The organism is Burkholderia sp. 22313 (genome assembly GCF_052045245.1).
In the GTDB taxonomy this organism is placed as follows: Bacteria; Pseudomonadota; Gammaproteobacteria; order Burkholderiales; family Burkholderiaceae; genus Burkholderia.
On record NZ_JBQEON010000041.1, the window covers coordinates 19,980 to 33,161 of the forward strand.

Annotated in this window: 14 protein-coding genes and 1 tRNA gene; 6 read left to right on the plus strand and 9 right to left on the minus strand. The window is 65.6% G+C overall.

All coding sequences use genetic code 11. The features are described from left to right. Positions 1-361 precede the first annotated feature (361 nt). Together ACTJKF_RS26940 and ACTJKF_RS26945 are read left to right on the plus strand one after the other, a co-directional pair. Positions 362-931, plus strand: coding sequence for an acyloxyacyl hydrolase (locus ACTJKF_RS26940; RefSeq protein ID WP_440627638.1), 570 nt, complete (start codon positions 362-364; stop codon positions 929-931). 45 nt (positions 932-976) lie between these two features. After that, positions 977-1,360, plus strand: coding sequence for a nuclear transport factor 2 family protein (locus tag ACTJKF_RS26945; RefSeq protein ID WP_440627640.1), 384 nt, complete (start codon positions 977-979; stop codon positions 1,358-1,360). Positions 1,361-1,503: 143 nt separating this feature from the next. On the opposite strand, the gene leuA is transcribed toward ACTJKF_RS26945, so the two are convergent. Further along, entirely contained in the window at positions 1,504-3,150 is a 1,647-nt protein-coding gene (leuA, locus tag ACTJKF_RS26950) for a 2-isopropylmalate synthase (protein ID WP_440627642.1), read from the minus strand. A 406-nt stretch (positions 3,151-3,556) separates the two neighbouring features. Continuing rightward, positions 3,557-4,531: a DNA-binding protein YbiB gene (gene ybiB, locus ACTJKF_RS26955; RefSeq protein WP_440627644.1), complete on the minus strand. Its 975-nt coding sequence runs from the start codon at positions 4,529-4,531 to the stop codon at positions 3,557-3,559. A 206-nt stretch (positions 4,532-4,737) separates the two neighbouring features. Between ybiB and maiA the strand changes: the two genes are divergently transcribed. Then, the gene (maiA, locus tag ACTJKF_RS26960) at positions 4,738-5,382 is read left to right on the plus strand and encodes a maleylacetoacetate isomerase (protein WP_440627646.1); all 645 of its coding nucleotides are present in this window, start codon (positions 4,738-4,740) and stop codon (positions 5,380-5,382) included. A gap of 84 nt (positions 5,383-5,466) precedes the next feature. On the opposite strand, the gene ftsY is transcribed toward maiA, so the two are convergent. Continuing rightward, positions 5,467-6,627 (minus strand): signal recognition particle-docking protein FtsY, encoded by a 1,161-nt coding sequence (gene ftsY / locus ACTJKF_RS26965; protein ID WP_440627648.1) that lies wholly within the window; start codon positions 6,625-6,627, stop codon positions 5,467-5,469. 203 nt (positions 6,628-6,830) lie between these two features. On the opposite strand from ftsY, the gene rsmD reads away from it, so the two are divergent. From rsmD to ACTJKF_RS26980, 3 genes are all read left to right on the plus strand, one after another. Further along, a complete protein-coding gene (rsmD, locus tag ACTJKF_RS26970; protein ID WP_440627650.1) occupies positions 6,831-7,445 on the plus strand; it encodes a 16S rRNA (guanine(966)-N(2))-methyltransferase RsmD in 615 nt (204 codons plus the stop codon). Between the two features lie 111 nt (positions 7,446-7,556). After that, a complete protein-coding gene (gene coaD / locus ACTJKF_RS26975; protein WP_321806846.1) occupies positions 7,557-8,054 on the plus strand; it encodes a pantetheine-phosphate adenylyltransferase in 498 nt (165 codons plus the stop codon). Between the two features lie 59 nt (positions 8,055-8,113). After that, positions 8,114-8,380: a YfhL family 4Fe-4S dicluster ferredoxin gene (locus tag ACTJKF_RS26980; protein WP_440627653.1), complete on the plus strand. Its 267-nt coding sequence runs from the start codon at positions 8,114-8,116 to the stop codon at positions 8,378-8,380. An 81-nt stretch (positions 8,381-8,461) separates the two neighbouring features. On the opposite strand, the gene hisC is transcribed toward ACTJKF_RS26980, so the two are convergent. From hisC to ispE, 6 genes are all read right to left on the minus strand, one after another. Beyond that, positions 8,462-9,529 (minus strand): histidinol-phosphate transaminase, encoded by a 1,068-nt coding sequence (gene hisC, locus ACTJKF_RS26985; protein ID WP_440627655.1) that lies wholly within the window; start codon positions 9,527-9,529, stop codon positions 8,462-8,464. A 129-nt stretch (positions 9,530-9,658) separates the two neighbouring features. Next, complete coding sequence (gene pth, locus ACTJKF_RS26990) at positions 9,659-10,258, minus strand: aminoacyl-tRNA hydrolase (protein WP_096507367.1); 600 nt, start codon at positions 10,256-10,258, stop codon at positions 9,659-9,661. A gap of 121 nt (positions 10,259-10,379) precedes the next feature. Then, the gene (locus tag ACTJKF_RS26995) at positions 10,380-10,985 is read right to left on the minus strand and encodes a 50S ribosomal protein L25/general stress protein Ctc (RefSeq protein ID WP_440627657.1); all 606 of its coding nucleotides are present in this window, start codon (positions 10,983-10,985) and stop codon (positions 10,380-10,382) included. A 162-nt stretch (positions 10,986-11,147) separates the two neighbouring features. Then, positions 11,148-12,110, minus strand: a complete 963-nt coding sequence (locus ACTJKF_RS27000) for a ribose-phosphate pyrophosphokinase (RefSeq protein ID WP_440627659.1) — start codon at positions 12,108-12,110, stop codon at positions 11,148-11,150. 43 nt (positions 12,111-12,153) lie between these two features. Further along, a tRNA-Gln gene (locus ACTJKF_RS27005) sits at positions 12,154-12,230 on the minus strand. Positions 12,231-12,283: 53 nt separating this feature from the next. Beyond that, entirely contained in the window at positions 12,284-13,165 is an 882-nt protein-coding gene (ispE, locus tag ACTJKF_RS27010; protein ID WP_440627661.1) for a 4-(cytidine 5'-diphospho)-2-C-methyl-D-erythritol kinase, read from the minus strand. Between the last annotated feature and the right edge of the window lie 17 nt (positions 13,166-13,182).

A 13,182-nucleotide genomic window follows, 5' to 3' on the forward strand; every position in this document is an offset into this window, starting at 1 on the left:
TAAAAAACTCCTTTGGAATCAGGGACAAACCCCTGGTCTCGGATGAGATTCCGAGGCCAATCTTAGCACTCCCGTCATCCGAGTGCTAATTCCTTAGAGGGCGCGTGGGCATCCAAGTTCCCGGTTTTCTATCGAATCAGTCGAGTCGATAGTCTAATTTGCGACCGAGCGGACGACGAGAAGTTCCGTAAGCCATTGTTTCTGATGGTAATCGGTAGACGATTTCGATTTTTGTCGTTTTGGAAGCAAACAATTTCGGTTCGTGATGCCGACCCGAAAAGTCCTTTACCATACCATTCAGTTCGCTCGGGCCCGGCCGCTGCGGCAGGGCTCCATTCAACCCGCAAAGTTGGAGTGTCAGATGAACAATAAGAAGAATCGCCGGCCCCGTAGCCGGGTTGCGCTGCATGCGCTGCTGGCGGCGTCGCTGCTCGGTGGATCGGGGGCCGCATTCGCGGATCGGTGGGGGATCCAGGCGGGCGGCGGGTTTTCCGATCGGCACGGGATCCACAAGGGCGATCTCGGGGTGGTCTGGGATCCGGGCTGGAACTGGTGGGAAATCGGCGGCTGGCACTTCGCGTTCGTGGTCGAAGGGCACGCGGCCTACTGGCACACGGGCGGCAACGTCCACGGCAACATCGGCGAATTCGGCGTGACACCGATGTTCCGCTTCATCAAGAGCGCGGGCGAGATTCGCCCGTATATCGAGGCCGGCGGCGGCGTCCGGCTGCTCACGCACCCGACGATCTCGAACAATTTCTCGCTGTCGACCGCGTTCCAGTTCGCACCGACCGCGGGCGTCGGCGTCCAGTTCGGCCAACGGCAACAGTATCAGGTTGGCTACCGTTTTGAACATGTGTCTAACGCGGGTATCAAAGAGCCGAATCCTGGTATAAATTTCCACCAGTTCTACGTGCAGTACAACTTCTGATCCGCACGCCCGCGCACGGCGGGCGCGTTGCCGAGGAGTCAGGCGATGGCGAAGGTTGTCGATGCGATTCGCGCACTCGAGCGCGAGCGGTTCCGGGCGATGGTCGACGGGGACGGCGAGGCGCTCGATGCGCAGTTGTCGGACAAGGTGTTCTTCGTGCACACCAACGGCAAACGCGAAACCAAGCAGCAGTTCATCGACGCCATCGTCGCCGGCCGCCGCCGCTATCGCCAGATCGAAATCCAGTCGCAGGACCTGCTGCCCGTCGGCGACGCCACCTGCGTCGTCACCGGGCGCGCATTGATCGAGATGGAAACGAACAACGGCGGGCTGGTGTTTCCGATTGCCTATACGGCCGTCCATACCCATGAGCAGGGGCAGTGGCGCCTGCTGGCGTGGCAGGCGACGCGGTGCGCGACCGAGACATGAGCGCGCGTGGCGCTCCTTTTCGTGTTCCGACCGAAGCGGCCTTCTGGGCCGCTTTTCATTGGCCCGTGCGGCGCGGATCGCGCGGCGCACGGGCGGTCACGCACCGCTCGCTGACGTTCAAACCCTGACGGGAAACCTGCCGGTCAGGCCGCCGCGCGGCGATCGGCACAGCGCCAGTCCGAGCGGTTGATCGCGCTGACGACCGCGTCGAGCGCGGCGCTCGCCGGATCGGCATGCACGCCGACACCATGCCGCAGCGGCGCATCACCGACCTGGCAGCCGACCGATACCGCGATCAGGCCATCCGTCGTGCGCACGTGTTCGCACGACGCGACGTCGATCGCCGCGCCGGCCGCCGCCGCGAAGGCCGCGGCCACGCGCCGGGCAGCGTCGTCGGGCGACGCGCCGGCCGGCGGCGCGCCCGCGATGTCGTGGTTCTGCCAGCGAGCGCCGTCGCCGTGGCGCGCGGCCGGGCCGTCGGTCTCGAAGAATTCGCGGGCGAACAGCGCGCAGATCGCGTCGCCGGTCACTTCCTCGCCGGATGCGTCGGCGAGCGTCTGCACCGCGTGGCTGAATTCGATCTGCACGCGCCGCGTCGGCGTGAAGCCCATCCCGCGTTCGAGCAGGAACGTCGCGCCGCCCTTGCCGGACTGGCTGTTCACGCGGATCACCGCGTCATAGCTGCGACCGAGGTCGGCGGGATCGATCGGCAGGTACGGCACTTCCCACATCGCGTCGGGTCGCTGCTGCGCGAAGCCCTTGCGGATCGCATCCTGGTGCGAGCCGGAGAACGCGGTGAACACGAGGTCGCCCGCATACGGATGGCGCGGATGCACCGGGATCTGGTTGCAGCGCTCGACCACGCGGCGCACCGCGTCGATGTCGGAGAAATCGAGGCCCGGGTCGATGCCCTGCGTATAGAGGTTCAGCGCGAGCGTGACGAGATCGACGTTGCCGGTGCGTTCGCCGTTGCCGAACAGGCAGCCCTCGATGCGGTCGGCACCCGCGAGCAACGCGAGCTCGGCCGCCGCGACCGCGGTGCCGCGATCGTTGTGCGGATGCACCGACAGCACGATGCTGTCGCGATACGCGAGGTTGCGGTCCATCCACTCGATCTGGTCGGCGAACACGTTCGGGCCTGCGGCTTCGACGGTCGCCGGCAGGTTGACGATCATCTTGTGATCGCGGGTCGGCCGCCACATCTGCGCGACCGCGTCGCACACTTCGCGCGCGAACGTGAGCTCGGTCATGCTGAAGGTTTCCGGCGAGTACTGGTAGGTCCAGTGCGTGCCCGGGCGGGCCGCCGCATGTTCCTTGATGAGCCGCGTGCCCTCGACCGCGAGCGCCTTCACGTCGTCCTTCGACATCCCGAACACGATGCGCCGGAACGACGGGCAGATCGCGTTGTAAAGGTGCACGATCGCGCGCGGCACGCCGTCGAGCGCGTCGAAGGTGCGTGCGATCAGGTCTTCGCGCGACTGTACGAGCACTTCGATCGTCACGTCGTCGGGGATCCGCTTCTCGTCGATCAGCTTGCGGACGAAATCGAAGTCGGTTTGCGACGCCGACGGAAACCCGACTTCGATCTCCTTGAAACCGATCGCGACCAGCATGTCGAAGAATTCCAGCTTCTGTTCGATGCTCATCGGCTCGATCAGCGACTGGTTGCCGTCGCGCAGGTCGGTGCTCATCCAGACCGGCGCACGCTCGATGGTGCGGGTCGGCCAGCGGCGGCCATGGATGCGGACGGGTTCGAACGGACGGTATTTGTCTTGCGGGTTGCGCTTCATCTTCTGGGCCTCGGGTCTCAAGTCGCGAGCGAAGACGGGCGGCATGGGCGACGGTTGGCGCTGCCTCGCACCGTGGCGCTGGAAACGCGCTGCGGATGCGGATGATCTTCGCGAATCGACCGACGGATAGACGGACGAATGCTGACGACTTCGGATTTGTAAAAACTGCGAGAAGGGTGCTGCGAGGAACTGCAGGAGGGACCGTGCGGACAGCACACGGCGCTAAGACAGCCTTAGGCTAGTCGTAGCGATAGCGACCGCGCTAGGCGGCCAGAGGTAATTCGGAGGGTGTTCGGGAAGGAACGCATGGCGACAACTCTATGCCAGGATGCGTGTGCGTGTCAAATGGTCGATTGAAAGGTCGGCGTGAAAGGCGGCCGACCCCGGGGCCGGCCGGGCCGATCGATCAGGCCGCGACGCGGGCGATCCGCACGATCGTGTCGACCTGCCGCGCGAGCGTGTCGGGCACCGGGATTTCGCCGCGCAGCACGGCGTCCGTCCACGCGGCCGTCGTCGCCGCGTCGCGCGATTCGGGCAGCGCGACGGGCGGTGCGTCGTTCGACGAGCGCTCGGCCTCGATCAGCGTGTCGCATTCGCCATCGTGCAGCCAGTCGACCTGCACCTGGCGCCGCGTGTCGGCCACCGCTTCGCCCTCGGTGCCGCGCGCGAGCAGCGCGCCGCCGAGCGCGGCGTCCGGATGATCGCGGAACAGTGCCGCGAGGCTGTCGCGGTACGGCGGATGCGTGTAGTTGACGAGCCGCAGGCCGGCCGGCGCGAACGGCTGCAGGATCTTCACGAGCGTGTGCGTGGAGTTGCGCACGCCGAGCACCGCGCGCAGCGACAGCAGGTGCGCGATGCGCGGTGCCAGCGCTTCGATCGGCGCGAATGCGACGCGTCGCTCGGCGAGCGTGTCCTCGATCGCGTCGTGCGACGCCGACGGCGCGATCGACAGCGCCGAGAAGATCTCCGCGCTGGTCACGCGCCCAGGATCGCGCTCGACGCCGTGCACGAGCACCGGCACGCCTTCGCGCGCGAGCAGCAGTGCGAGCAGCGGCACCAGGTTCGGCTGCTTGCGCGCGCCGTTGTAGCTCGGAATCGACACCGGGCGGAATGCGGCATCCTGTACGTGCACGGGTTCGAACGACGCCTGCGCGGCCGCGAGCATCGCGGCCAGCTCGTCGGCGCTTTCTCCCTTCAGGCGATAGGCGATCAGGATCGCGCCGAGTTCGACGTCCGACACGCGCGCATCGAGCATCGCGCGATAGAGCTCGAACGTGTCTTCGGCGGAGAGCGCGCGTGCGCCGTGCGGGCCGCGGCCGATTTCCTTGATGAAGCGTGCGCAAGGGAACGGCGAGGCTGCGGAGTCGTGGGGAGCGGTCATCGGAGCGTGGGGCGAGCGGCCCGTATCGGGCCGCGCGGTGAGCGGTCAGGAATGCCCCGAGTATCGCACGGGCGCGGCGCGTCCAAGCGCGGCTGCGTGCCCCGACGCGTCGCGGCGCGCTAAACTCGGGTTCCCGGCGGTGCCGGGTGTGCGCGGCGCCCCCTGCGTACCTTGTCGCCGGCCGAATGCGAACCAGAGAGACATCCATGAAGCTTTACAGCTATTTCCGCAGTTCCGCGTCGTACCGCGTGCGGATCGCCCTGAACCTGAAGCAGCTGCCGTACGACACGGTCCCCGTGCACATGCTGCGCGACGGCGGCGAGCAGCTGAAGGCCGCGTACCGCGCGGTGAATCCGGATGCGGTCGTGCCGACGCTGGTCGACGGCGATGCCACGCTGCATCAATCGCTCGCGATCATCGAATACCTCGAGGAAACCCATCCCGAACCGGCGCTACTGCCGAAGTCGCCGGTCGACCGCGCGTATGTGCGCGCGATCGCGCTGCAGATTGCGTGCGAGATCCATCCGCTCGACAACCTGCGCGTGCTGAAGTACCTGAAGCACACGCTGAAGGTGCCGGAGGAAGCGAAGAACGCATGGTACCGGCACTGGATCGAGGCGGGTTTCGCGACACTCGAGCAGCGCCTCGCGAACGATCCGCGCACCGGCAAGCTGTGCTTCGGCGACACGCCGACGCTCGCCGACATCTGCATCGTGCCGCAGGTGTTCAACGCGAACCGTTTCTCGATCGACATGGCGAGCTTTCCGACGATCCAGCGGATCGCCGACCATGCCGCGACGCTCGACGCGTTCAAGGCCGCCGAGCCCGGCGTGCAACCCGACGCGGAATGACGCCGCGGCCTCCGGCGTGGAGCCGGCGGCCGCGCATGAAAAAGGGCGCCCGAAGGCGCCCTGTGCAGTGCGTGCCGGCAGCGTTCAGCCGAGCAGCGCGTCCGCGAATTCCACGGCGCTGAACGGCTGCAGGTCCTCGACCTTCTCGCCGACGCCGATGAAGTAGACCGGCACCGGGCGCTGCCGCGCGATCGCGGCGAGAATCCCGCCCTTTGCGGTGCCGTCGAGCTTCGTGACGATCAGGCCCGTGAGGCCGAGCGCGTCGTCGAAGGCCTTCACCTGCGTGAGCGCGTTCTGGCCCGTGTTCGCGTCGATCACGAGCAGCACCTCGTGCGGCGCGCCGTCGTGCGCCTTCGAGATCACGCGCTTCACCTTCTTCAGCTCCTCCATCAGGTGCAGCTGCGTCGGCAGGCGGCCGGCCGTGTCGGCCATCATCACGTCGATCTTGCGCGCACGTGCCGCGCTGACCGCGTCGAAGATCACCGCGGCCGGATCGCCGCTTTCCTGCTGGACGACCGTCACGTTGTTGCGCTCGCCCCAGACCGCCAGCTGCTCGCGCGCGGCCGCGCGGAACGTGTCGCCGGCGGCCAGCAGCACCGACTGGTCGAAGCTCTGCAGATGCTTCGCGAGCTTGCCGATGCTGGTGGTCTTGCCCGCGCCGTTCACGCCGGTGATCATCATCACGAGCGGTTGCGCGCGGCCGAGCATCAGCGATTTCTCCAGCGGCGTCAGCAGTTCGACGAGCAGGTCGTGCAGCGCGTCCTTCACCTGCTGCGGATCGGTCAACCGGCCCGCGCGCACCTTCTCGCGCAGCGCGCCGAGCAGATATTCGGTCGCGTCGACGCCGGCGTCGGACATCAGCAGCGCGGCTTCGAGTTCTTCATACAGATCCTCGTCGATCTTCGTGTTCACGAACACGCCGGTGATGCTCGAGCCCGTCTTCGCGAGCCCTGACTTCAGGCGCGCGAGCCACGATTTCTTCGCGGATGCGTCCTGCGTCGGCGGAGGCACGATCTCGACGGCTTCGACGACTTCTTCGCTGCCGTCGTTGGTCGGCGTGACCGTCATCACGACGGCCGGCGCGGCCGGCTGCGGTTGCGCGGGCGCTTGCCGTGCCGCGACGGCTTGCGAGGCGTCGGAGACAGGCGCGTCGGACGGCTCGTCCGGTTGCGGCGCGTCGGCCAATTGCGATTCCGCGGAGTCGGGCTCCTGCGTTTTCTTGAATCGTTTGAAGAAGCTGAACATGGTCTGACGTCGGGAAGAGGGCGGGGCGCCGCCAGGGCGAAGCGCCGAAGGGGCCGTCGCGCATGCGCACGGCGGCCGAAACCGAGCATTTTATCAGTGCGGCGGGCCACTCGCGTCAGCCGGTGCCGCCGCTGTGGTAACGTGCGCCTGTTTGGCGGTGTGCCCTCGTGCGCGCCCGGTCCCTCCGTTGTCGATATTCCGTAATGTCCCGTTCCTCTTCCGGCCGCCCGGCGGCCTCCGCTAGCCGCGGCAAGCCGCACACGATCCGCATCATCGGCGGTGACTGGAAACGCACGCCGCTCGCCGTGCTCGATCTCGACGGCCTGCGCCCGACGCCCGATCGCGTGCGCGAGACGCTGTTCAACTGGCTCGGTCAGGATCTCGCAGGCCGGCGCTGCCTCGACCTGTTCGCGGGCACCGGCGCGCTCGGTTTCGAAGCCGCATCGCGCGGCGCGGCGAGCGTCGTGATGGTCGAGCGCCACCCGCGCGCCGCGCAGCAACTGCGCGCGATCAAGGACAAGCTTGGCGCACGCTCGGTGGAGGTCGCGGAAGCCGATGCGCTGCGGCTCGCGGCCGGGCTGACCCCGGGCGCGTTCGACGTGGTGTTCCTCGATCCGCCGTTCGGCGAGCCGGCGGTGCTCGATCGCGCGATTGCGCTGGCGGCGCCGCTCGTCGCGGCGGATGGCGCGCTGTACGTCGAGACGGGGGCCGAACTCGAGCCGGCCGCACACGACGCGCTCGCCGGCTGGCAGGTCGTGAAGCACGGCAAGGCCGGTGCGGTTCACTATCATTTGCTGCGGCGCGAAAATGATGAATAATGCGCGTTCCATACGAGGCGGCGCGCCGCAAAGGCGACGCATGCCCATCTCGGCAGCGGCGTGCGCATCGCACGGCTGCCATCCCGTTTGCGTGATGACAGGAGGAGCGACATGGTAGTCGCCGTGTATCCCGGTACGTTCGATCCGCTGACGCGCGGGCACGAAGACCTCGTGCGGCGTGCGTCGAGCATTTTTGATACGCTGGTGGTCGGTGTGGCCGACAGCCGTGCGAAAAAGCCGTTCTTCTCGCTGGAAGAACGTCTGACGATTGCGAACGAGGTGCTCGGCCATTATCCGAACGTGAAGGTGATGAGTTTCACCGGCCTCCTGAAGGATTTCGTCCGCATCAACAATGCGCGCGTGATCGTGCGCGGCCTGCGCGCCGTGTCCGATTTCGAATATGAGTTCCAGATGGCGGGGATGAACCGCTACCTGCTGCCCGACGTCGAGACGATGTTCATGACGCCGTCCGATCAGTACCAGTTCATCTCGGGGACGATCGTGCGGGAAATCGCGCAGTTGGGCGGCGATGTCAGCAAGTTCGTGTTCCCGTCCGTCGAGAAGTGGCTGACCGAGAAAGTCGCCGCGATGGGAGGCCCTGCCGCGTGATGCGGCGCCGGCCGGTTTCGTTGCGAAGCCGGCCGCCGGCCTGAAGAAGTGAGATCAGTATGTCTTTGATGATTACCGACGAGTGCATCAATTGCGACGTGTGCGAGCCCGAGTGCCCGAACGGCGCGATTTCGATGGGCCCGGATATCTACGTGATCGACCCGAACAAGTGCACCGAGTGCGTCGGCCATTTCGACGAACCGCAGTGCCAGCAGGTGTGTCCGGTCGAATGCATTCCGCGCGATCCGCAGCATGACGAATCGCACGCGCAGTTGATGGCGAAGTATCACGCGTTGATCGCCGCAAAGGGCGACGGCGCGCAATGACCTTGCAGTGGCGCGCAAGTGTCACGATGTCCGTGGCCGGCGCCGCTCGGCGCCGGTTTCGCTTCAGCTTCCGCTAGCGCTTCAGCCGATCAGGTCGCGCAATGCCGCGACGAGCGCGTCGCATTCGGCGTCGGTGCCGACGGTGATGCGCAAGTGCTGGTCGATGCGCGGCGAGCGGAAGTGCCGCACGAAAATTTCCCGATCCTTCAGTTTTGCCGCGATTGCGCCTGCATCGTGCGCGGGATGGCGCGCGAACACGAAATTCGCGGCCGACGGCACGACGTCGAAACCGAGCGCTTCGAGCGCGTGCGTGAGCCGCGTACGGCTGTCGACCACGCGCCGGCAGGTTGCGTTGAAGTAGTCGGTGTCTTCGTACGCTGCCTGCGCGGCCGCCTGCGCGAGCCGGTCGAGCGGGTAGGAATTGAAGCTGTCCTTCACGCGGTTCAGCGCGTCGATCAACGCTGCATCGCCGAACGCGAAGCCGACGCGCATGCCCGCGAGCGAGCGCGCCTTCGACGTCGTGTGCACGACGAGCAGGTTCGGATGGCGGTCGATCAGCGTGATCGCCGATTGCGCGCCGAAATCGACGTACGCTTCGTCGATCAGCACGACCGACGACGGATTCGCGGCCGCGATCCGCTCGATGTCCGCGAGCGGCAGCGCGCGCCCGGTCGGTGCATTCGGGTTCGGAAACAGCACGCCGCCCGCGTCGTCCAGATAGTCTTCGACGCGGATCGAGAAGTCGTCCGCGAGCGGCACGACCGCGGTTTCCACGCCGTACAGGCGCGCGTAGGTCGGGTAGAAGCTGTACGAGATGTCCGGAAAGCGCAGCGGCCGGTCGTGCTTGAGCAGTGCCTGGAATGCGTGCGCGAGCACCTCGTCGGAACCGTTGCCGACGAATACCTGGTCGGGCTTGATGCGGTGATGGGCCGCGACCGTCTCGCGCAGTGCGCGTGCGAGCGGATCGGGATAACGGCGCAGCGTGTCGCCGGTGTCGCCCAGTTCGCGTGCGATCGCCGCGACGACGCGCGGCGAAGGCGGATAGGGATTTTCGTTGGTGTTCAGCTTGACGGGATGCGCGAGCGCGGGCTGTTCGCCCGGCACGTAAGGCACGAGTTGCTGAACGACGTCGCTCCAGTAACGGCTCACCGCTTGGCTCCTGACGGGCAAAACGACGAGATTACCGCATGTGGGCGTTGCAGTGCGCAATTGCGCGGGAGGGCGGGGCCGCCCGGCTCGGCCGGACGGCCCGCTGCACCGTGCCGGTGCGGCGGGTGCTCAGTTGCGATGCAGCTGCATCGTCGCGCGGTCGAGTTCGCCCTTGACGACCATCGGCATCACGGCGAGCGCGCGTTCGATCGATGCGTCGATCACGTCCTGCTCCTCGCGGCGCGGCGGCTTCAGCACGAAGTTCGCGACGTCGGGCTTCGCGCCGGCGCGCGCGCCTTCCGGGATCAGGTCGCGCGGATGGCCGATGCCGATCCGCAGCCGCCAGTACTGCTGCGACGACAGATGCGCGGAGATGTCCTTCAGGCCGTTGTGGCCGCCGCTGCCGCCGCCGAGCTTGAGCTTCACGGTGCCGGGCGGCAGATCGAGCTCGTCGTGCGCGACGAGGATCTGGTCGGGCAGGATCTTGAAGAAACTCGCGAGCGCGACGACCGACTGGCCGGAGCGATTCATGTAGGTCTGCGGCTCGAGCAGGTGGACTTCCTCGCCGTGCAGGCGCGCTTTCGCGTAGAAGCCGTGGAAGCGGCGTTCGTCGCGCAGCGTCGTGCCTGCTTCGCGGGCGAGCTGGTCGATCAGCCAGAAGCCGGCATTGTGGCGCGTCGCGGTGTATTCCGCCCCGGGATTGCCGAGGCCGACGATCAGTTTGATCATGACGTTTCGAAGGCGGCAACGGCCGCCTGGGCGCAGAAAAAGAAAAACCCGCCGGGCAAGCCGCGGCGGGTTGCGTCGACCGTTTCGTGAAACGGATCGATGGGGCGCGTGGGCAGCCCGCTCAGGCAGCCGGCGTTTCGCCTTCTGCTGCGTCCGACACGGCGCCAGCCGGGACCGTCGCCGATGCGACAACCGGGTTTTCCGCGTCGACGTGCGCGACCAGCGCGACGCCCTTCGGCAGCGCGATGTCCTTCGCGTGCAGCGATTGACCTGCTTCGATCTTCGACAGGTCGACTTCGAGGAATTCCGGCAGGTCAGCCGGCAGGCACTCGATTTCGATTTCCGTCGCGACGTGCGAAACGATCGCGCTCGACAGCTTCACGGCCGGGCTGATTTCAGCGTTCAGGAAGTGCAGCGGAGCCTTCGTGTGCAGCTTCTTCTTCGCGTCAACGCGCTGGAAGTCCACATGCAGCACCAGTTGCTTGAACGGGTGGTATTGCACGTCGCGCAGCAGGACCTGTTGCGACTGGCCAGCCACTTCGAGGTCGAGGATCGACGAGTGGAAAGCTTCCTTCTTCAGGGCGTGCCACAGGGCGTTGTGATCGAGTTCGATCTTTTGCGGGGCTGCTTCGCCACCGTAAACGATACCCGTGGTCTTACCAGCGTTGCGCAGGCGGCGGCTCGCACCCGTACCTTGCTCTTGGCGCTCGAAAGCGACGACTTTCATATGATTCTCCAATGGCTGCCCGCGACCAGGCAGTAAAACGGGGCCGTCAAACAGCGGCCCCCGATGAAACGGACGGGGTTTCGTCTATCCCGTCCGATTGTGCAAAAAGCGAAGCGTTGCCGCTTCGCTTTCTGCGCATGACTTTGTCGTGCCGTTCCGCGATCAGGATTCCGCGAACAGCGACATCACCGAGTCGCCGCGACGGATACGCGAGAACGTTTCGGCCAGCAGGCTCGCGCTCGTCAGCGAACGGATCTTCGAGCAGGCCAGCGATTCGGCCGACAGCGGGATCGTGTCGGTGACGACCAGCTCGTCGAGTTCCGATGCGGCGATACGCTCGGCGGCGCCACCGGACAGAACCGGGTGCGTCGCATATGCGAACACCTGCTTTGCACCGCGCTCCTTCAGCACTTGCGCGGCCTTGCAGAGCGTGCCGGCCGTATCGACCATGTCGTCCATGATCACGCAGGTGCGGCCTTCGACTTCGCCGATGATGTTCATCACTTCGGCGACGTTCGCCTTCGGGCGACGCTTGTCGATGATCGCGAGATCGCAGTTGAGCTGCTTCGCGAGTGCCCGGGCACGCACCACGCCGCCGACGTCCGGCGACACGACGAGCAGATCCGGGTAGTTCTGCTTGCGCAGGTCACCCAGCAGGATCGGCGTTGCGTAGATGTTGTCGACCGGGATGTCGAAGAAGCCTTGAATCTGGTCGGCGTGCAGATCCATCGTGATGATCCGCTCGACGCCGGCGATTTCCAGCATGTTCGCGACGACCTTCGCCGAGATCGCGACGCGCGCCGAGCGCGGGCGGCGATCCTGGCGGGCGTAGCCGAAGTAGGGGATGGCAGCGGTGATCCGGCCGGCGGACGCACGCTTGAGCGCGTCGACCATGATCATCAATTCCATCAGGTTGTCGTTCGTCGGCGCGCACGTGGATTGCAGGACGAAGACGTCCTTGCCGCGCACGTTTTCCTGGATATCGACCTGGATCTCGCCGTCGGAGAAACGGCTGACCATCGCTTTGCCGAGGGGGATTCCAAGAATATTGACGACTTCCTGGGCGAGCGCGGGATTCGCGTTGCCAGTAAAGACCATCAAGCCATCATGGCTGTGGCTGCTCATCGTGCACCTGCTTCAGGCTTAGGCGGGAAATGCGGGAAAATTTTGGCAGGGGAGGAAGGACTCGAACCCTCGCATGCCGGAATCAAAATCCGGTGCCTTGACCAACTTGGCGACTCCCCTACACTTAACTGATAACTTCACCGGACTTGTAGGCCATCCGGCAAAGCAAAACTTCATGACGCGAAAGCGAAGAGCGGATGCTCATTCAGACTCTCGGTAACTGCACCGTTCCAACCGGTGGGCAGTTTGGCTTTCGCCGCTTCCGCCTCGTGCTTGCTATGAAACGCTGCAAACACGCTAGCTCCGGAGCCGGTCATCCTCGCGGGGGTCACATTATACAACCATTTGACCACCTGCGCAACTTCCGCGTACTTACTTGTCACAACTTGCTGCATATCGTTCCGGCCGAAACTGTCTGGCCATCCCGCATCGCTGTTTTGCTGTGCAAGAAAGTCAGCAATTGTGACTGGCTTCGTATCCCTTGTCAACAACTTATCTGAAAAAATTTCAGCGGTGGGGACATGAACTCGCGGCGTCACAACCAGGAACCAGCGAGTCGGCAATTGTACCTCAGCTAATTCTTCACCGATACCCTCTGCGAACGCATTTTTTCCAAAAACAAAAAACGGCACGTCCGCGCCGAGTTTTACCGCGAGCGATTGCAGTTCCGCGCGCGGCAGGTCGAGCTGCCACAGGCGATTCAGCGCGAGCAGTGTCGTCGCCGCGTCGGAGCTGCCGCCGCCGAGGCCCGCGCCCATCGGCAGGCACTTGTCGATCTCGATGTCGACGCCGGCCGAGGTGCCCGTGTGCGCTTTCAGCAGGTTGGCCGCACGCACCACGAGATCGCTTTCCTCGGGCACGCCCGGCACGTCGGTGACGCGTGCGACGCGACCGTCGTCGCGCAGCGTGAAGTGCAGCGTGTCGCCCCAGTTCAGCAACTGGAACACGCTCTGCAGATCGTGATAGCCGTTCGGGCGGCGGCCGGTGATGTGCAGGAACAGGTTGAGTTTCGCGGGCGCAAGGCAGTTGCGCAGCGAGCGGGTCGAATCGGTCATGCGTGTGTCGGGGCTAG

Coding starts and splice junctions, on each gene's coding strand:
- ACTJKF_RS26995 (WP_440627657.1), bottom strand. CDS start 10,985: ATGAAAGTCGTCGCTTTCGAGCGCCAAGAGCAAGGTACGGGTGCGAGC.
- ftsY (WP_440627648.1), bottom strand. CDS start 6,627: ATGTTCAGCTTCTTCAAACGATTCAAGAAAACGCAGGAGCCCGACTCC.
- pth (WP_096507367.1), bottom strand. CDS start 10,258: ATGATCAAACTGATCGTCGGCCTCGGCAATCCCGGGGCGGAATACACC.
- ACTJKF_RS26980 (WP_440627653.1), top strand. CDS start 8,114: ATGTCTTTGATGATTACCGACGAGTGCATCAATTGCGACGTGTGCGAG.
- ispE (WP_440627661.1), bottom strand. CDS start 13,165: ATGACCGATTCGACCCGCTCGCTGCGCAACTGCCTTGCGCCCGCGAAA.
- coaD (WP_321806846.1), top strand. CDS start 7,557: ATGGTAGTCGCCGTGTATCCCGGTACGTTCGATCCGCTGACGCGCGGG.
- rsmD (WP_440627650.1), top strand. CDS start 6,831: ATGTCCCGTTCCTCTTCCGGCCGCCCGGCGGCCTCCGCTAGCCGCGGC.
- maiA (WP_440627646.1), top strand. CDS start 4,738: ATGAAGCTTTACAGCTATTTCCGCAGTTCCGCGTCGTACCGCGTGCGG.
- ACTJKF_RS26940 (WP_440627638.1), top strand. CDS start 362: ATGAACAATAAGAAGAATCGCCGGCCCCGTAGCCGGGTTGCGCTGCAT.
- leuA (WP_440627642.1), bottom strand. CDS start 3,150: ATGAAGCGCAACCCGCAAGACAAATACCGTCCGTTCGAACCCGTCCGC.
- ybiB (WP_440627644.1), bottom strand. CDS start 4,531: ATGACCGCTCCCCACGACTCCGCAGCCTCGCCGTTCCCTTGCGCACGC.
- ACTJKF_RS26945 (WP_440627640.1), top strand. CDS start 977: ATGGCGAAGGTTGTCGATGCGATTCGCGCACTCGAGCGCGAGCGGTTC.
- ACTJKF_RS27000 (WP_440627659.1), bottom strand. CDS start 12,110: ATGAGCAGCCACAGCCATGATGGCTTGATGGTCTTTACTGGCAACGCG.